We start from the raw sequence: 19,582 nt of genomic DNA on the forward strand, positions 1-19,582 counted from the left end.
GTTCCATGCCTAAGAATAATTCAATCGGAGTTCTTTTTGAAATATCGGAAAAATCCCAGCATGTTGATATGCGGAAGAACACGCTGCGGAATTGATGCGGATAAATAATAGTGTCAAATCCCGCTCCAAGAAGAAAATTTTCGGGATCAAACGATGCGTCTTTTGAAGGTTTCTTGTAGAAAGCGCCGTCAATTACGGGGTTTATGTGCAAATCAAAACCTAATGAACGCAAGAATTTATTATTAGGAAACCATTTATAAGCATCTATTTTTAACGCCCTTATATGTATATCCAAATTTAAAGTAAGAATAAATTCAGCGTTTACGTCTTTATCATAAACGCCGCGTAATAAATCTCCAGCGTATTCATAATTTGAATTTATCCAATGCCGGTGGGATAAACGGGCGGAAAACCCAAAGATATCTTTAATAAAAATAAAAAAAGTTTTTATATCTATGCCGTAATCATATTTCCACGGCTCTATGTCGATTTTAGGATAATAAAAATTATAACTGTATGAATTGTTAATTTGAACATTAACGCCTTTACGGAAATTATCTATCCAGTTTAAACGTCCAAAATAAAGCGTATGATTAAAAAACGCTATTGGCCCTATTCTGTTTTCTAAAAGAGGCCACAATGGGAGTTCATGATTAAAAACGGCATTAACATTCGGAGTATAGGTAAGTTCTCCGTATTCGCCGATTTCAAGGCCGGTTGGAATCTTCCATGTTATGCTTGGCTTGCTTGACAAATAAAGTCCTTCCTGAAAATCCCCGTAATAAGGTTTGTCTGAATCGTCATTTTCCTCGTTTAAAATAAAAGATTCTGAAAACAGCAGGTTAAGAGTCGAGCGTTTAATGGGAATGTCAAGCGAAATCGCCGTCTTATTTTTATAATAATAGGGAAGATCCATATCAGGGCGGTAATCAAAATAATTGTCAAAATCAAAAAGAAAGTCAAGGCCAAAAACCTGAAACGGCACCCCTGAATCCACCATTAATGAAAAGAATGATTGTCCGTCCTGATCGTATTTGTAACCTAAATCAACCCTTAAAGCATGCATTGTTCCAAAAAAATTGTAATCACGGGCTTTAATTGTTAATTCAAAACCGTAATTTGAACTGTATTTAGGATACGGAAGCGCGATTATATTCCATGTGTCTTCAACATATATTTGCAAGTCCACGGGATACTTGCCGTCTTCCGCCGCTTCTCCGATAGCATATTCTATTTTGACATTATCTTTTAAAACTCTTTCATTTGTAAGGAGCTGCCTTTTATCTTTTATAAATTTAATTAAATTTGTTTTACCTGTTATTTCTTCCCCTTTTTTTAATTCAGTTTTGTTATTTAATACAAAAGGAAGAGTCCTGCCTATGACGTTATAATTAAAAGAATTAATAATAAATATTGTTTCCTCGGAGTATTTATCATCTTTTAAAATTTCAACTGAAATAACGTCTTCTTCCTGTTTTTTTTCACTTGTTTCATTTTTGTCTTCTTCGCAATAAACGTAAAAGCAAACAATAAAAAACATTAGAAATAAAATTGTTTTTCGTAAAGTCAAAATGAATGCCCGCCAAGTAGTATATTTTCCAATATTTGCGTTTCTTTGGTTTCAAGAAATACAACGCGCGCGCTTTTATCATCAGGAACAATAAAGACAAGCCGTCCGTTTTTTTTCTTTTTATCGCTTTTCATGGCGTTTAATAACGCGTCTTTGTTAACCGCCGCCGGATGGGGGCATGAACATTCATAACCGGATGATTTAATAAGGTCAATAATTTTTTTCGCCCTTTCGCGCGGCGTAACGCCTAACGCAATTCCAAGCTCGCAGGCGCGTACCATGCCCCATGCGACGGCTTCCCCATGCGTAATATTTCCAAAGCCGGCGGCGCTTTCAAGGGCATGGGCGAAAGTATGCCCAAGATTTAATAACATTCGTTTTCCCGATTCGCGAAAATCTTCGCTGACAATGCCGCCCTTGTACAAAACGGCTCTTTCTATGCACTTATCAAGCGCGCCGTCTTCCAAAAATTTATTTAAATTGTCATAATTTACAGCTAACGGCGTTAACTGCTCAAGAAAATCATCGCCGCAAAGGACGGCAGTTTTTATTAGTTCCGCCATGCCGCTTTTTATTTCTGAGCGAGGTAATGTGGAAAGAACGCCTGTCGGCAAAAAAACGCTTTGCGCCGGATAAAAACTGCCTATAAGGTTCTTTATGCCAAAAAGATCAAAACCTGTTTTGCCGCCGACAGACGCGTCAACCATGCCGAGCAGGGTAGTGGAAACAAGCGCAAAACGGCAGCCGCGCATATAAATTGAGGCGGCAAAACCCGTAAGGTCGCCGATTACTCCGCCGCCGACGGCGATAAAAACGCCGTCTCTGCCTAATGCGGCTTTGTTGGCGGCGGCAAGTATTGTTTCTACGGATCGCCATGTTTTATTATCTTCGCCGCTTTTTAAAAATACGGAAGGATAATCATCGCCGCCAGATATTTTGGCGGCGATATAGGCGGTGTTTTCATCGGCTATGATTAACGGTTTAAAAGAGGCATCCGCTTCAAGCCCTAATTTTTGGGCAATTAGGCGTATTGTGGGAATTTCACGGCTGATTTCAACGTATGTGTTGTATTCGTTAAATGTAAAATGCAAAAAAATACCTTTCCGGAAAAAACCGGAAAAAAACAAGATAAAAACTGTCAATCCGCATTAAACGTTATGAAAGACTTTTAGCGGTCAGACAGACGGCATTTCATTTGGCAGCCGAAACATACTCAAAATAAATGACAATTTCTACCTTAGAGTAGCAATAATTTGGAGGTTTTTCAAGTCTTTATTATTAATAGTGTAAAATATTACTCTGAAAGATACATAATACACTCTTCTATGCTATTTATTAGCGAATTTTTTGAAAATTTGCTTATTTCATTCTTTTTATCAAGATATTCAAGCCAACTGATAAGAAATTCATTGGCTGTTTTCCTGTTCAAAGGCAAGTATTTGCCGTTCAAGATATCTTCTCCTTCTTTATTGCGGAAAATGGCCTTCCCTTTATAAATCAATCTAATGTCAGAAAGCAGGTTTTTTCGCGTTCTTGCGAGTAAAACAAGAGTTTCACTGTTAAAATAATCCTCGTAAAAAAATTTTTTGTATACGGTATAATCCCATTGATAAAGCGGAAGCCTTATTCTGGTGAGTAATTCATGTTTTTCAAGCGTCGTATGTTCTTGTGAGTGATAACGGGAGGAGGAAACCCACCTCGTCGCGTTTGAGGCGTTTCTAAATTCATATTGGGCGTCAAGGGCGGTAAGAACGGCGGGCAAATCGAGGAGGCGGGAAGTACTGCAAATATTGCCTCCGATAGTGGCAATATTCCTTAATTGGACCCCCGCGATTTTTTTTAAACATGAGCATAAAACATCGGGCACGATTTTTCCAAGCATTAATAATTTGTTTAATTTTACCATTGAACCGATTTCAAGGTATTGTTCCGTTCTTGTGATATGTTGCAGGTCTTCAAGTTTATCCAGTGAAAGAAATACGGGCGGCAGGAACAGTATATTTCTTTCCTGTTTGCCGATAACGTTAGTGCCTCCGGCGAACAAGATTGCATCGGGAAAACGTTCCCATGCCGAAAATAATTCCTGAAATGAAGAGGGAATAACAACCTGGTTAAGAGGTGCCTTCATTCAGCCTCCTGTGCCGCTCTGCGGCAATGTTATTTACGGCTTTTACAAGCCTTTCCACATTGGTACAACGGCATTTTATCCCTGAGAATCCCATTAAAATTTCTTCTTTGGTAGGGAAGGGGATATTCTCGATAAGGGCTTCGGCGCACAGGATTTTTCCCGCTTCGCAGTAACCGCAATTTCCAAGATGTTCCTGTTCAAACCCGTTTCTTATTTCCTGACATTCAATTGTTTGTGAAAAACCTTCGATGGTGATAATTTCGGCCCCGCGTATTCTAAAAGCGGGTATTAAGCAAGCCGGGCTGACCTGCCCGTTAAAAATGATCGTGCAAGCGCCGCATTGCCCGGCAAGACAGCCCGGTTTTGATCCAAACAAACCGAAACTGCCACGCAGTATGTCTATTAGCCGCACTCCTGCCTCGCCGTCAAAAAAAACGTCTTCGCCGTTTAAGATAAATTCAATTTTCATCTTGCCCCCTGTACGGAAGTATCAAGATTTTTTACGCGGACAATTTCCCATAAGTCATTTCTTTTTAGCGGAATTGTTTTAAAGCCGTAATCCATCGCTTGGGAGACCGCCTGAAGGAACGCGGCGGGTATGCATGTAAACGGAAGATCGCTTATTCCCTTTGGCTCGTTTGAATCGTCCGAGATAAAATCTATATGAATAGGCGGAATTTCCACGGGGGAAAAAATGGTAAAATTATCGTATTGCGCTCTTGGAATAACGCCGTTGACATACTCGATATTTTCCGTAAACGCCCATCCAAGAGACTGGGCAGCCCCGCGCGTCAGCGCCCTTTTAGCCCTGTTGGCCGAAATGATTTTTCCGCCGTCAACGCCGAGCCAGACGCCGCGCACGACGGGAACGCACTCCACAAGGTCGATTGACACTTCCACTACGGCGCACGCCAATCCTAATTTTGAAAAACTGTTAATATCAAGAGTTTGCTCAGGGGGAGGGGCAAAACGTCCGCCTAAAAGGGTTCCGTTATAAGGTTTTATTGAACGGCGGACTGTAATTGGCAGAGGATCGTGGAAACGCTGTTTACGGATGGCAAGGCAGCATTTTTCCACTAATTTGGTAATAACGGTAATATTTCTGGATTCGCATGAAGGGCCGCAATCGGGCGCGTTAGTTGAAATAATACTGACCATATCGTGTTCTATGGACAAGGTTTCCATGGCGATCCTTGCCCATATTCTGGAATAATCTTCAGGGCTTGTAATGCTTGATTTTATTTCAAGAACGCTGTCTTTTGTCAATGTTACTTCCACGCTATATGCTCCATTATCCTCGCCATGATAAAGAAGCCCGTTCCCCTGAAACCCGCAAGCTATTCCTATTCCGCGAGGCTTTTCGCCTTTATCGGTTTTTTTTCCTTTGCGCGTTTGGCGGAGTAATTCATAAGATGCCCATTTATGATTATAATCGCTCATTTTGGCGGTAGTTTTAATCAATTTTTCGCCTGAAATACTGTTTTTATTTTTTGGCAAAGGCAGTAGAATCTGCGTATTTATATGTTTTTCCCTCCATTCGGCAGGGTCTTGATTAACCATATCGGCAATCAGTGAAACATGGCGCTCTATGGCAAAAAGGCCCTGCGCCAAACCAAAACCGGTAAACGGCCCTTGCGGAGGAATATTTGAGCAATATGCCTTTGCCGTAAGGTTAAGTTTATCAAAATTATATAAACCGAGCGTTCCAAGGCATATTTTATCAAGAATCTCGTTTCCGTTAACCTCGTAAGCACCCAAGTTAACAGAAATATCGATATTTACGGCGTTTATACCGCCTTTATCGTCAATTGAGGATACGATATTTATATTTGTGCCGCAGCGTTTTGGAGTGTAAAGAAAATCCTCTTCCCTGCTAAGGATAAGACGCACGGGTTTTTTTGTAATGAGAGTCCCCAATGCGGCATGGCACGCGATTAAAGACGGATACCATAATTTTCCGTCCATGTGAAGGTTAAGGCAAGTAGGCTCTACAAAAACCAATGACGCGTCAATATTCAATACGCTTGTAACTGCCCTCTTTACGTGGTATGGCCATTGCGTGGAGGTTTTTATAGTAATAGGGGCATTTATGCCGCTCTTTAAACTATTTTCATCCTGTTCACTATTTAACCATGAAATTGCTCCAATAGGCTCCGCGTACCAATGTTCCTGAATGCCTGTTTTATAACTGCTTGTTACTATCCGTCCTGTTTCATTAAACGTATCAAACGTGTTTCCAGTATCAATTTTCCTTGTTAATCTAAGGGTATTTTCATTGCCGTATGAAAAAATGGCGTTTTCTTCATCGTCAAGCACTATGCATCTGGATGAAAATTCTTCCAGTTTTGTTTTATCCGGCCCCAATAAAATACCAATAGGCTCACCGATATAATTTAAATTTTCTTCCGCAAGAATGGGGATTTCAGTGTTTTCGAGCCTGTTTTTGCCGGGAATGTCTTTTGCGGTAATGAACGTATAACCGTCGGGAAGCAAAGGAACATCAACGTTTATTAATTTGCCCTTGGCCACTGGCGATCTTATTGTTACCGCATACAACAAATCGGGAGGGTAAATATCTTCCAGAAATGGGAGAGTTTCCATTATTGGTATTTTATTGTTATTTTAATGAAATTACAATATCACGCGTTAGCCTTGAAATTTTACAGTGGCGAACTCTCACAAATATTGATGAGAGAATTTTATTGCCGCCACTGGTATTTTTTATTATTTTTTATCATATAAAGGGAAAAAATTATGAGTAATGATTTAACGCCTCGGCAACAAGAATTATTTAATATGCTCCTTAAAGGCATTCCGCCCAAGGAAATCGCCAATAACTTGAATATCGCTTATAATACGCTGTTGTATCATCAAAAAAAATTATACCGTAAGCTTGGAGTTCATAATATTCAGGAATTAATGGCTAAATATTCGCATGAAGTTAAAGATGAGCCGGCCAATGAGCCGGTTGTAGAATCAGAAACAATAACCATCCGTAAAAGCGTGCTGTTCGGAACGTTTGGAATTCTTATAAGCCTGTTAATAGTTACGATTGTTCTTTTGTTTAATTAGCTTTTTTTTCAAGAATGCCATAATCATTAAGAACGACCCGTAACATTTCCGTACTGCGGTACGCTTTCGGTTTGGCGGGATCAAACCTGCAAACGGGGCGCAATTCATCAACTAGTTTTTTAGTGTCTAAAACAAAGGGATTTTTTTTGCTTACCTTTAAAATTCTGCTGTACTCCGTTTCTGTTTGTACTTCGTCTTTGCTGATCAGGGTCTCGTCAAGCCTTTCGCCTGGACGCAGGCCTATGTATTCGATTTTTATTTCCGAATCCGGCTCATAACCGTGGAAACGTATCAACTGTTCGGCTAAATCGCGGATACGCACGGGTTCTCCCATGTCTAACAGGTACAAACAGCCGTTCTCGCCGACACCGCCAGTTTTTAAAACTAGCGAACACGCCTCGCTGATGGTCATAAAATAGCGTCTCGCGTCCGGGTGGGTGACTGTCACCGGTCCGCCTTTTTCGATTTGCTGCTGGAAAAGCGGAACAATCGATCCTCGGGAGCCTAGCACATTTCCAAAACGGACTACTACAAAGTTTGTCCCGTTTTTTTGAGAGTCCGCGCTTGCGGAAATAACCAACTGTTCGCAAATGCGTTTTGACGCTCCGTAGACGGATACGGGATCAACCGCCTTATCGGTGGATATGTGGACAAAACGTTTAACGCCGTATTTTACGGCGGCATTGATAAGATTTTCAGTCCCAAGAACGTTGTTTTCTATCGCAGCTACGGGGTTTTCTTCCATCATGGGGACATGCTTGTATGCCGCCGCGTGAAAGATAGCGTCTGCTTTTAAGTGGCTTAAAATGTAATCAACAAAATCCCCGTCTTTTAAGTCTCCGATTACAGGCACAATTGCCGCTTTTTCCCCGACTCCTTCGTCCTGTAAGAGCCGCAGTTCCTTGTCTATCAGGTAAATTGAGTTCTCTCCATGCCCTAGCAGATAAAGACGGGACACTCCGCCCGAAAGCAATTGTCTGCATAATTCGCTGCCTATTGAACCGCCTGCGCCTGTGACTAAAACGCGTTTGCCGCGTACATAAGAAAGGCTCTGTTTAAGTTTGATTGTTACGGGGTTGCGTCCCAGTAAGTCTTGCAGGTGTATGGAGCGTGTCTGTATAAAGTGCGCATCCCCTTCGACTATTTGGGAAATCCCGGGAAGAATACGGATTTTCTGGAAGTTGGCTTTTTTAAGGATAGAGTAGAGTTCTTTTAAGTACTCTTTACTCGCGCTTGGAATCGCTATAATCGCTTCGTCTGCGGGGTTTGTCTTTAATAGAAGGGCTACGTCTCGGATTGGCCCCAATACGGGGATTCCGTCGATTCTTTTGCCTATTTTTTCAGGATCGTCGTCTAAAAACGCTACTACTTCGCCAAAAATCGCCTTTGTCGTTATTTCGCTTGCAAGGGTACGTCCGGCAAATCCCGCCCCGATAATGTACAGACGTTTTGATTTTTCCATTATCTCCCCTTATCATTATCTAACGACCCTATCACCTCAAAAGCCAGATCGATAGAAAATGAATCATTGTAAAGGTCGAGCTTTATTTTTGCCCTTCCCTTTCTTCTATCGACCTTTATTATCCTTCCCTCAAGCCCTATTAACGGGCCTTCTACGACGACAATGCGGGAATTTTCGTTAAAATACACTTTGGAGCGTCCGGCCACGGAATCTGTGTTATTTATAAAATGGAGGACAAGTTCCAAATCCCTGTCCGCGAGCGGGGTTATGTCGCGGTTTGATTTTAAAAACCTGTAAAACCCCTCAGTCCGCCTGAATTCCCACTGGCAGGATATTATTTCTTCATCGCTGTCGGCTTCTATGAACAAATAACCGGGAAAAACCGCCGGAGTGGAGGCTTTTATCTTTCCGCCCTTCCTAATATCAAGAAGCCTCTTGGGAAAATGGATGGGGAAAGTGATTTGCGGGTGGCTGGCTTTAAAAAGTTTAATGAATTTTTCTTCTGACCGTGTTTTTACCTGTATGGCGTAATAATTCATTTTATTCAGTATATTCTTATTTTGTGTTTTGAAAAGAGTGCCGATATTAGTTATGGAGAACTAATGACAAAGTGTATCGTTATTGCCGTAATTATAGGAATTTCCCTAAATTTCAACGTTGGCGCGTCAACGGTCTCATTTTATGTGATTGAAACGGGCGTAAATGAAGATTTTGACGTAAAGGAATCGCAATCAATAGAATGGGAAAATGCGTTCATGGACGTTTTCTTTGACGCGGGGTACATAATCAGTAACGCTCCTGTTATGCGTCTTGAAAAAAGGCCGTCCGATGTTTTGCAGGTTATTGATATAAACGAGGCCGTTGTTTACGGAATTGATTATATGCTGATTGTTTTACTGGATTATAAAAAGGAGTTGCAGGATCCTAATGAAGTGTCGTTTTATATTTACAAGGTTACAAGGAAGGAAAAAGTGCTTGAAAAAAATGTCATTATGAAACGGGGATCATCACAGGATGATTATAACAATATGAAATCAATTGCAAAAGGGTTTGTTCCCTACATAGGAGAGTAGAGTAATGAAAATACGACTTACGTTAGTAATTATCGCGTCGCTTTTATTGTTTCAAGGCGCGTCCCCCTGGGAAGGTTCCGCCGCAGTCGCGCCTAACGGAGAATTGCCAGTGACCGGCTTTTATATCGCGACCAACGCGTTTCCTAAAAACACCGTAGTTGATATTACAAATATTGAAAACGGAAAAAAAACGCGGGTAATTGTCTCTAATACCTTAACCAGTCCCGGCCTTCTTGCGGTTGTTTCCCGCGAAGCCGCCGAATTAATTGGAATGAGGGCGGGTTCCATAAGCAGAATCAGAATGATACAGCCTACAGATCCTATGGCTTATGTGCGTTTCACGCAAAGTATGGCGGCAGGAACTCCCGAATATGACTCGGGAAATGTGATTGATGAAGAAAAACTGGTAGAGGAAGTTTATAACAAAGACACGTACACTCCTCCTGAAACTGCCGCTGTAAGTCAACCCGTTGAAAAGACTCCCACGCTTCCGACAGCGCCCGGTTATATTGTTGATGAGCCTGAATGGGGCGGCAGCGGCAGATTGCAAATAGTTGACGTTCCCGGTTATATGGTTGACCCGGCAGAACAGCCTTCTGTAACGCAAACAAAGCCTGACGGTGAAGATGGAAAGAAAAAAGAAATTGAATTATTGCAAGAAAACCAAAAGGACGCGCATCAAGTAGCTGAAACAGAGGAAAAGCATCCTAAAGAACCGATAAAAGAAGTACCTGAATTTATAACGGAAGCTCCGCGTGAAAAAAAAGAACCGATAAAAGACGCGCCTCAATTTATAACAGAAACCCCGCATGGAAAAGAAGAACCGATAAAAGACGTGCCTCAATTTATAACGGAAGCTCCGCGTGAAAAAGAAGAACTGATGAAAGACGTGCCTCAATTTATAACGGAAGCTCCGCGTGAAAAAGAAGAACCGATGAAAGAGGTACCTCAATTTATAACGGAAGCTCCCCGGCAAGAAGTTGTAAAAGAGGTGCCTCCACGGCAGGAAAAAGTTGAAGTTGTTACAACTCCGGGGAAGACTGAAGCAGAAACGCAAAAGGAGACTGAGCGGCAGGTTCTTGAAATTAAAGAAACAACGCCAAAACCGCCGCCTCTAACTATTTTAGATATGTTTCCTGATGATTTTATTTCCGGCATAGCGTCTACTGCGCCCGGAAAAACTGACGGGCACGTAAATGAAAATCCGCCTTCAAAGGTGAATGAAAATCCTTCCATTAAAACGATAGACAGGCTTGACAGGGGGAAGTACTACGTGCAAGTTGCGGCGCTCTCCGCTGATCTTGTTGAAAGCACATTAAATCAAATTGACCGCAGTTTTGCTCCGGTAGTTTTTAAAGGAGCAGATAACGTATACCGCGTGTTAATAGGCCCGCTAAATCAGGGCGAAAGCGCCGCCGTCCTTGTGCGGTTTAAAAGCATAGGGTATAAAGACGCGTTTGTCCGCAAAGGCGGCTGATAAATAGGGGCAGCCTGACCCGAGCAGGCCGCCCTCTGATTTAAAAAAGTAATTCGGCTCAATTTGATTATTCTCAATAAAATTAACTTGGCAAGTAACATATTCACGGCTAAAACAGGATATTTTTTAGAGGTCAGATAATTTTCTGTCAATAAAACTATCACAAGGAGACAATTATGTCAAGAAAGAAAGAAATATCGATGTTTTCATCAGATGACCTTTATATCATGAATCTGCAATTTACGGCCAAATACGGCATTGCGTTACATGATACTGCCCTTACCATAGAAGAACGCCGTATAAAGACATTGATTGCTAAAAAATATGAAAAACCTAAAATGCAAAAAGAGGAATATCGCCGTATTTGTGAGTTTACAAAGGAATATATATATAGACAGGGAAAAGAATTTGCCTTACTAACTTATCTTGCCATGGAAAAAAAGAACAATTGGGGGCTGATGGGCGATCAAAGAATATCAATTGCTTTTTGCAGAAAAATACTTAATATTTCAAATTTTCGTGAGGTCACACAGTTTGACGCCAACCGTTTTACGAGTATCCTTAAAGAAGCTGACAAACGCCACGGGAATAAATCTGGCGATGAGTACCGAGATTATTTAAGACAATATCAATTTGAATTATTTGGGAAAAAATATTGCCATGACGAGTTACGTTCCTTAAATAATGTCTTATATTTGATGGAAGTTGATTATTACTTTTTTAGATACTCTGATAATAACTACGGGTCAGAATTTATTTTTGGCGAAATAAACAAATTAGAACATGGAAATGATAAAGCTTTTATAATTGAAAAAGAGTACATTCGCTCTCCGCAGTTTAACCTTTCATGCGCTGGGAGGACATATAACAACACAATGTTGATACGCACGGAAGCCTGTGAGGTGATACTATTCAATAAATGGCAAAAATTTTATAGCCAGCCAATTTATGAATATAAACGCGCTTTAGCGCATGTGAATTCTTCAATCAGAGAAGGTTTTAAAGCTAAAGCGTTGGAGTACTATGGCGCTAAAAATACTACAGATGTTTATCAAATAAGCGGACTATTTATCAACGACATGAAATTAGGCGTGATTGTTCATGAGGTTGCGCATCATATTGTCAACGGTGATATGGATCCGATTCACAACGCGTTTAGAACAAATTTTTATGAAGAAGATGTTATAGGGAGAGCTTTGGAAGAAGCTTTGGCGGATTGGGCGCCAGAGAAAGATAATCGCAAGGGACCGATTGCCTATTTTTGCGAATTAGCCAAAAAAGACATACGTAACGGAACAGGTAATATTTACGTAAATCTGTCTGATAACTGGTTCGTTGACGAGGATGAAGAATTTTTATGTATACACAGTAACGTATTGGTTGGATTAATCTATTTATTTATTAATTCTGACGGCTCTGTTGATTTTGAACGCATAGAAAGAGATAATAAAAAAATATATGACTTCTTACAGGAACAGTTTAAAATTCTCTGTGAGAAATCTATCGATATTATTCATAACGCTATTTTTGATTTGGGTAACCGTATAATTGATTATAAGGCTCTGGAAAATGAGATACATGAGTTTTATCAATACGGCAAATACGGAGTTTCACTTGAAAAATTATATGAATATTCTTCTTTCTGGAGCGAAACCTATTTATATCTGAAAAAATATTCAAAAGAAGGATGGGATAAATATCAGAAAATGCTTACGGAACAAAGTAATTTGGTTGAGAAGCTGATTTTAAATATGGCGGACAGTGACAATAAGAAAAATTATAAATCAGTGCGCGATTATATCGTAGAGCGCTCAAAAGAAATAGGAGTGATAAAAGAGCCGCATGAGATTATTTACAAACCGGATGAATTCAAGAAGAAATTGCATGTTAATCTAATTACTTAAAAATTTTATTTGAAGCTAAGTGAAAAAAAGGAGATGTTATGCGCAAAAATAAAAAAATATCAATTTATAGCGGAATGACAAACGAAGAGCTTAATAATCTTCATGAACAATTTACATTTAAGTACGGGGCTGAGTTAAACGAAGGTAAAATTATTAAAAAGCCGTCAGCTAAACAAGGCAAAGAAATCTATTACATCGGCGAATTTATCAAGGAGTATCTTTACAGGAAATTTAGAGAATTGGCGTTGATCATTTATCTGGTTATGCAAAAATGTAATGATTTTGGAGTTATGGGCGAGGAAAGGGTGTCGGTTTCTTTTTGCCGTAATATACAAGGAATACCAAATGACAGGCATGTTACCCAATTAGACGCTAATCATTTTATGAAAAATCTTAATGAATGTGATGGGCGCAACGGCTATAAAACAGGAGAAGAATATTTGGCTTATATCAAAAATTACGAATTGGAATTATTGGGGAAAAAATATTCTTGTGCTTGTTTATTTGAATTAAACGCGATTTTTGATTTGTTAGGGTTGAATTTACGTTTGTTTTGCACAAATAGCCCTTATGGAATAAGATTCATATTTGGCGCAGTTGAAGAATTTCATTCGGATGAAAACAAGGTTTATATTGTTAATAAAGAATATATCCGTTCACCGCAATTTGTATTGTCCGTAGCGGCAGAAGTTATTTACGATTGTTCGATGATTAGGCGGGAATCTTGCGAAGTAATATTTTTTAATAAATGGCATATGTTTTATCAATTACAATTTGAACGGCAATATGCCTTGTGTAATGTCAATTCAGATATTTGCGAAGGCATAAAAGAAAAAGCGTTATATCTTTATGGCGCGTATAAAACCGAAGACGTACTGCGTATTAAAGAGACATTTATTCAAAATATGATAAATGGCATAAAATGGCATGAGGCAGGGCATAGAATTTCTTTGACGGATATGGACGCATTACATGCCGCTTTTTGGCACAATTTGCCTGAAGGGGAAGAAGTTGGAACGGTTTTGATTGAAGCTCTGGCTGATTGGGCGCCCGTAAAAGGTAAAATAAAAGGCGCAATGGCCTATTTTACGGAATTGGCAACGGCAGACATAAAACAGGCTAACAGGGAATATTATGTCTATATGTCTGACAATTGGTTTGTAAATGAATCAGAATTTATGGCTTTGATGAGTAATGTGTTGGTAGGGCTTGCAATATCTTTCATTAACGCTATCGGTTTTGTTGATTTTGAACGTCTCAATAAAGAAATTGGAGTAATTTATTCGATATTTCAAGAACGTTATAAGATACTTTTAACTAAAATATTTGACGTAATTTATCAGTCGGAATACGAATTGTGCGGGAATAAATTAAATTACAAGGAATTGGAAACGGAAACATATTATATGTATCAGAACAGTAAAAACGCGATGCCCGTGGACGAATTGCGAAAAACGCCGGCATATTGGATAAATATTTTTGGGTATTTAAAGAAATACTCGCAAACAGGATGGGCTATGTATCAAAAAGTAATTAAAAAGGAGGGGGAAACGCTTGAAAAAATAATTTTACAGAAAGTCAGTAATGATAATATGGAAAAATATAACTCGCTTCGTGAATATATTATTAAACGAGCGATAGAGACGGGTATTATTAGTAATAATGCCGCTTGACGATTTAAATGAATATTATCATGCGGTTATTGACGGCGTGCAATAGTTCGTATTAATATGCAGAATAACTCATATAAAGAGGTCAAAATGACAATAAATGAAATATGTAAGGAATATAACCTTGACAAAACTGAACAAGCGAAAATTAAATTTGCGGAACAAAGATTAAAAGCGCGTGATTTTTCATCTGATTTTGCCAGGCCTGATGAACACCTTAAATATCTGGTGGAGCAAATTTATCAAACTATTCATGAATGGGATAATAATATTAATTGGAAACTCATAGTTTTAACCATGCCGATGTACAAATTTAATGCCGGAGCGTTTTCCTTGACCGAAAAGTGTAAATTAATTATTTCTGATAATAATATTTTGGCTATAAGTAATACTCTTGCGCAACTTATGGGAAAACTTATTCCAAAATGTAAATATGGTATAGTGCCTTCAATAGATGATGATCTTAATGATATCAGAGATAAGATAAACCATATACAACTGCTTGATGTAAATGATTACAATGAATTTAAAAAAGCTGTTTTGTATTCCAATGACGGTTTGCGCGACATACATTTTAATATTTCAAATATGGATAAAATTTCTGAACAATTACGTGATGCGATATTAATATTCATATTGGCTCATGAATTTGCGCATGTTTTGTTAGGGCACCAAAAATATGAAAATGAAAACAATATTAGTGGAGTTGCCAAAAACTGGATTGAAATTGAAACTGAAGCTGATATTTTGGGGTATGAACTAATGAAAAATACCATGGCCAGAATATATAAAGATGTAATACGTAAGGCCGAGTTTAATTTGGGTTTTGAAGTATACCTTAAATATTTGGCGATAGACGAGTTGTTATCAATTATTTTCAAAGAATCTGATTTCAGCGGAACGCACCCTGACGCGGGAGGCTCCCGCATTGACAGTTTGCGAAAAGAAGTAGAAAAAACTATACCATGGAAAATTAATGAAGAAACGGAAGATACAAAAAATGAAAGTCAAATGGAGATAGTTTCATTTCATTATATTATAGATATAATCAATAATGTTTTTGATTCTTATGAAAAAAAGCTGTTTCAAGAAATAATTGGCTTGGCGGCGGCCATTGACAAACAATCTTCCAATGAAAAAGACTTTCTTGTCAAGCTTTGGGATAAAATTAATGAATCTTCAGTAAATGAAAAGCTCGATTTTTCTGAAAATGATATTCCTTGTTTAAAAACGTGGAATAGCGGTTATCTTACAAAGGCAGTATGTGAATTTGCGGATGGCGGTTATGAAAATAAATTTTATCGTATACTTGCAATGTTGCATTGTTATGAATATGAGAAATATTATTTCCGTATGTTTTCCTGCATCGGGCCGGGAGAAGGGTTTGCACAAGGCGTGAACTATTTAAATATTGAGCGTTTTGACCTAGCGGAAAAATGTTTTAAAAAAGTGATTGAAAATAAACCTAATGAATTTATTGTTGCTTTTGCGCTGGGGTATACTTATACAAAATGGGGAGAGAAATGTTATTATAAAGGCGATTTTAAAGAAGCGATAGACTTTTTTAATTTAAGTCTAAATAGTCCGGTAGTATGCAGAGAAACCTTTAAATATCGAAGTGATTCCTACAAAAAATTACGCAATAGCCAAGCCGAGGCAAAAGACAAAGAAATTACAAATATTCTTTATCTTGTGCCTAATACGGATGAGAGAGGAATAAAATTTACAAAAGATAGGCAAGTCTTGTAAACTAACCTAAATACCATTAATTATTATTCCTGAGTATGAATTGGCCCGTCCAATATATAAGGTTGTAAAGTCCGCTTAGGCCGCTTTATAGAAGGAACTCCTAAAATCATGTTAATCCGTTGTTCAGGTTCAAGTGATAAAAACAAAGTCCGCATATCCGGTCTAAGGTTATCACAATATTCTCGTTCTCTTGAAGTAAGCGATAAATATATTAATTGTTGTTTCGGCGTAATAAGCGTTGAATATATTTCACGTTGTTTTGGCGTAAGCGCTAAATATATATCAAATTGTTTTGGCGTAAGTGCAATCTGCTTTTCAGGCATTATTATTTCTAACGCAGGTTCAATCTTCCTTCCAATTACTCTTGGCGCAAAAACTTCATCCATAACTCTGTCTCTTTCTTTAGGAGCAAGAGACAGAAAATTATTCCGGTCTGTTACACTAAGTCCATCACAATATTTTCGTTGTTCATTATTAAAGGATAAATATACATTCCTTTCATAAGGATTGGATATTGAAAAATATATTTCTTTTTGGTCTTCTGTTAGGGATTTAAATTTATCGTATTGTTTTGTAGAAATTAGACGGTTCATTTCCTCATCATCTTTAAGTATATACTTATGCCTGTCAGCCGGACTTAGAGATAAAAACTCATTTCGTTTTGCATCATCATATTCAAAGCATATTTCCTGCTGTACAGGATTGAGAGTAAAAAAAGTTTCTCTTTTTTCTTTACTGAGAGATAATAAATCACTACGCTTCAATTTACTTAGATTATCGAATAATTCTCTTTGCTTAAGATCGAACCGCAAATAAGTATTTAATTCATCATTATTTGAGCTAAGAGATAAAAATACACTTAAACTTTTTTGGCTTAGCCGATCAGCAATTTCTCGCTTTTCCTCCGATAAACTTAAATAATATATTTGTTCTATCAAACTTAGTGATGAGTATCTTTTTTGTTGTTCGGAATTAAGATTATTTAATAATAATAATATAGAACGTATAGTTTCACTCTCATTAACAAATTTTTTAAACTCTTCTTCCTTTTCCTTTCCTATAAAATCTAAACTTCTTGGCGTTTCAAAATTAAAATCTTCAGAATCAAATTTGTATTGATATTTATCATTCTCCGGACCCAGTCCTGGAATATATCTTGCGTCTGTTAATTTAGGTTTGATCTGTGAAATAAAATCATACCATGCGTCTGGAAACTGATATTTGACCATGCGGAAAAACGCCGCCCATTGCGCTATTTTTTCCGCACAATCAAAAATTGCCGGACTAATATTTTTTACTTGCTTGGAATCTTGGATAGATTCAGTTAATTCTTTGATATATTCAAATTGAAAGCGGCGAGTCTTTGATTTGTTTAATAGAAAATGATAGTAAGGAACAGCGGTAAAATTTATTTTATTATTTTCAATCTTAAAAGATATTCCATTATCAGGATCAGAAAACACATAATTGTTATGTTTCTGTTTGCCTTTTTCATCAAGAAGTATTTTTTTTATATAATCGAGTGAAGAATTACTTTCTGTAAGTTTAAAAGCTTGATTGTCATTTGTATTATACCCCTTCAAGTTTATCAATTCTTTTGCTTTATAAGGAATATTGCGTACATTAGGATCTATAAAAATCGCATCGACCAAAAGAAGATTAAACCCAATAAGCGTATTTATAAATGCGGGATGGTACTCCGCAAAGTAAACCTTCTTTTCTTGATCAATAGCAAATAATCTCCTATTTATTTCACTTGTTTCGACTGGATCAGCAAGCAATGTTACACAGTTATAATAAGGAGTATCGGCAAATGCGGCAACAGGCAGGAGCATCCAATCATAAAGATCGTTGACAATAATTGTTTTGCCGCCAAATGAAACTTTAAGACGGGAACCGTCGTTACCTTTTTCATAATTATAGGTAAGTATGATTTGCTGTTTTAAGAGATTATTATCTTCAGGAACCGCAATGGCCCTGAATAAAACGCCTCCTCCTCCGCCATTACCAAATTTTACTATATCTATAGTTCTAGTTTTAAATATAGAAGGATTCCCATAGCTAAGAAAGAAATCCGCCGCATTTGCTATTTGCCTAGGATTAGCAAAAAGCTGTACAACAAGAAGAAAAGACAGCAATACAACGCTGAGAAACCGTTTTAAACTTTTCATATTTTCCCCCAATTCTATTCTCAAAAAAAAGCCCTATTTTCAGGGTAGGTCTATTTTACCATGAAAAAGAGACAAAAAGCAAGAAAAATTATGAGAAATTGATAATATTTTACAAAATTACTTAGCAAGTAAAATATAGAAAAATTACAATGTTTATAATTTGCATATAAATCATTTAAGGTCTGGTTTACTAATACATCAAGTTGGAATAAAGTCGCCTGAAGATTTATTGGCATTATTACTTGCTAAGTGCGAGGATGTTAAATAAAACGTTGTAAAATTGTATTAGCATTAATATACATTGGTATATTAAGGAGGATTAAGACATGGTTACAAGTACCGCGTTTTTGGCATTGGCGGATGAACGCTTAAACCGTTCTGTCGGGTACAGGTCTATTAATTTGCAGCCTCATTCCCGTATCAGAACAGTTCACGCCCGCTCAACTGATACTCACAAGGCGATTCAGTCAATGCTCAGGGAGTTTTGCATGGTTTCTCCGGATCAAAATCATGCGGCTATTGCCGGCGCGCAATAGTTCGTGTTAATATAAAGGGCATTCTTTTGGGTGCCCTTTATTTGTTTGCAAAATACTGTAAGGAGAAATCTATGTTAGTTTTAATTCGTCGTTTTTTTAAAAAAATATTTAGTAAGGGTAATCAGGATAAAACAGAAAATAACGATTTTCTTTTTGCCAGAACAATACCTGAAGTTAACGCTAGTAAAATAATGTCTTCTAATAATAAACCAAGATCTTCTGATGCAAAAAATGAGGAAAATATTGTTCAGTCAGTCGTCGATTATATTTTACTTTTGCCCGCTGACGACAAAAGTTGGTTTAGAAAATTAGAAGATAAACTTACGAAAATTATTCGGCCAGAAATAGAAAATGAAGTCGATGAAGAGATAAAAAATAAAAAAATTAAGGTAGAGCGTGATAATGAAATAGAGGATAGAATAGAAAAAAAACTAGAATCCATAATTTGTTGTAAGACGGAAATTTATCCAAAATTTTATAGAGATATGAAAAATTCTCAAAGTGATACTGAAAAAATTAATATATTTATTGTTATTTTAGCCGTATTTTCATATTTAGAAAAAAATATGGAAATATACAAATTAACAGATGACGAAAAGCGCAATGTTTTATTTAAAGAAATAAAGGATGATGTATTGACTGTCGCTGGTTTTTGTATCGGTAAGCAATTCCTTGATCAAATATTTAAAAAATTATTGGATTATAAAATATATGATATAGAATTTTTTATAAAATGTTTACTTAAATTAAAGAAACGTATAGATATACAC

General features: G+C 37.6%; 16 protein-coding genes. 8 read left to right on the plus strand and 8 right to left on the minus strand.

Going from position 1 to position 19,582, the window contains the following annotated elements:
- The 5 genes from ACYVRH_RS06235 to ACYVRH_RS06255 form a co-directional block, all read right to left on the minus strand.
- Window positions 1-1,570, minus strand: a 1,570-nt coding sequence (locus ACYVRH_RS06235) for a hypothetical protein (protein ID WP_461256064.1), incomplete at its 3' end; no start/stop codon positions are given.
- Window positions 1,567-2,661 (minus strand): 3-dehydroquinate synthase, encoded by a 1,095-nt coding sequence (locus tag ACYVRH_RS06240; RefSeq protein WP_461256065.1) that lies wholly within the window; start codon window positions 2,659-2,661, stop codon window positions 1,567-1,569. The genes ACYVRH_RS06240 and ACYVRH_RS06235, both read right to left, overlap by 4 nt.
- Window positions 2,662-2,864: 203 nt before the next feature.
- Window positions 2,865-3,698, minus strand: a complete 834-nt coding sequence (locus ACYVRH_RS06245; RefSeq protein ID WP_461256066.1) for an FAD binding domain-containing protein — start codon at window positions 3,696-3,698, stop codon at window positions 2,865-2,867.
- On the minus strand, window positions 3,682-4,167 hold the full coding sequence (locus ACYVRH_RS06250) for a (2Fe-2S)-binding protein (protein WP_461256067.1): 486 nt from the start codon (window positions 4,165-4,167) through the stop codon (window positions 3,682-3,684). Before ACYVRH_RS06250 ends, ACYVRH_RS06245 begins: the two co-directional genes overlap by 17 nt.
- Entirely contained in the window at window positions 4,164-6,299 is a 2,136-nt protein-coding gene (locus ACYVRH_RS06255; RefSeq protein ID WP_461256068.1) for a xanthine dehydrogenase family protein molybdopterin-binding subunit, read from the minus strand. Before ACYVRH_RS06255 ends, ACYVRH_RS06250 begins: the two co-directional genes overlap by 4 nt.
- Before the next feature lie 153 nt (window positions 6,300-6,452).
- On the opposite strand from ACYVRH_RS06255, the gene ACYVRH_RS06260 reads away from it, so the two are divergent.
- Window positions 6,453-6,770: a helix-turn-helix transcriptional regulator gene (locus ACYVRH_RS06260; protein ID WP_461256069.1), complete on the plus strand. Its 318-nt coding sequence runs from the start codon at window positions 6,453-6,455 to the stop codon at window positions 6,768-6,770.
- Here the strand turns inward: ACYVRH_RS06260 and ACYVRH_RS06265 are convergent.
- The gene (locus ACYVRH_RS06265) at window positions 6,763-8,232 is read right to left on the minus strand and encodes a polysaccharide biosynthesis protein (protein WP_461256070.1); all 1,470 of its coding nucleotides are present in this window, start codon (window positions 8,230-8,232) and stop codon (window positions 6,763-6,765) included. The two genes, ACYVRH_RS06260 and ACYVRH_RS06265, sit on opposite strands and share 8 nt — an antisense overlap.
- Complete coding sequence (loaP, locus tag ACYVRH_RS06270; protein WP_461256071.1) at window positions 8,232-8,771, minus strand: antiterminator LoaP; 540 nt, start codon at window positions 8,769-8,771, stop codon at window positions 8,232-8,234. The genes ACYVRH_RS06265 and loaP overlap by 1 nt, the downstream gene beginning before the upstream one ends.
- Before the next feature lie 63 nt (window positions 8,772-8,834).
- Between loaP and ACYVRH_RS06275 the strand changes: the two genes are divergently transcribed.
- From ACYVRH_RS06275 to ACYVRH_RS06295, 5 genes are all read left to right on the plus strand, one after another.
- A complete protein-coding gene (locus ACYVRH_RS06275; RefSeq protein ID WP_461256072.1) occupies window positions 8,835-9,305 on the plus strand; it encodes a hypothetical protein in 471 nt (156 codons plus the stop codon).
- Window positions 9,306-9,309: 4 nt separating this feature from the next.
- Entirely contained in the window at window positions 9,310-10,782 is a 1,473-nt protein-coding gene (locus tag ACYVRH_RS06280; protein WP_461256073.1) for an SPOR domain-containing protein, read from the plus strand.
- A 176-nt stretch (window positions 10,783-10,958) separates the two neighbouring features.
- Window positions 10,959-12,686, plus strand: coding sequence for a hypothetical protein (locus ACYVRH_RS06285; RefSeq protein ID WP_461256074.1), 1,728 nt, complete (start codon window positions 10,959-10,961; stop codon window positions 12,684-12,686).
- A 38-nt stretch (window positions 12,687-12,724) separates the two neighbouring features.
- Window positions 12,725-14,359, plus strand: coding sequence for a hypothetical protein (locus ACYVRH_RS06290; protein WP_461256075.1), 1,635 nt, complete (start codon window positions 12,725-12,727; stop codon window positions 14,357-14,359).
- Between the two features lie 87 nt (window positions 14,360-14,446).
- Entirely contained in the window at window positions 14,447-16,105 is a 1,659-nt protein-coding gene (locus ACYVRH_RS06295) for a hypothetical protein (protein ID WP_461256076.1), read from the plus strand.
- 23 nt (window positions 16,106-16,128) lie between these two features.
- On the opposite strand, the gene ACYVRH_RS06300 is transcribed toward ACYVRH_RS06295, so the two are convergent.
- Window positions 16,129-18,276: a hypothetical protein gene (locus ACYVRH_RS06300; protein ID WP_461256077.1), complete on the minus strand. Its 2,148-nt coding sequence runs from the start codon at window positions 18,274-18,276 to the stop codon at window positions 16,129-16,131.
- A gap of 326 nt (window positions 18,277-18,602) precedes the next feature.
- Between ACYVRH_RS06300 and ACYVRH_RS06305 the strand changes: the two genes are divergently transcribed.
- Together ACYVRH_RS06305 and ACYVRH_RS06310 are read left to right on the plus strand one after the other, a co-directional pair.
- Window positions 18,603-18,812, plus strand: coding sequence for a hypothetical protein (locus ACYVRH_RS06305; RefSeq protein WP_461256078.1), 210 nt, complete (start codon window positions 18,603-18,605; stop codon window positions 18,810-18,812).
- Between the two features lie 71 nt (window positions 18,813-18,883).
- The coding region (locus ACYVRH_RS06310) for a hypothetical protein (RefSeq protein WP_461256079.1) at window positions 18,884-19,582 on the plus strand (699 nt) is incomplete at its 3' end.

The sequence above is a fragment of the Treponema sp. R80B11-R83G3 genome, assembly GCF_054786115.1.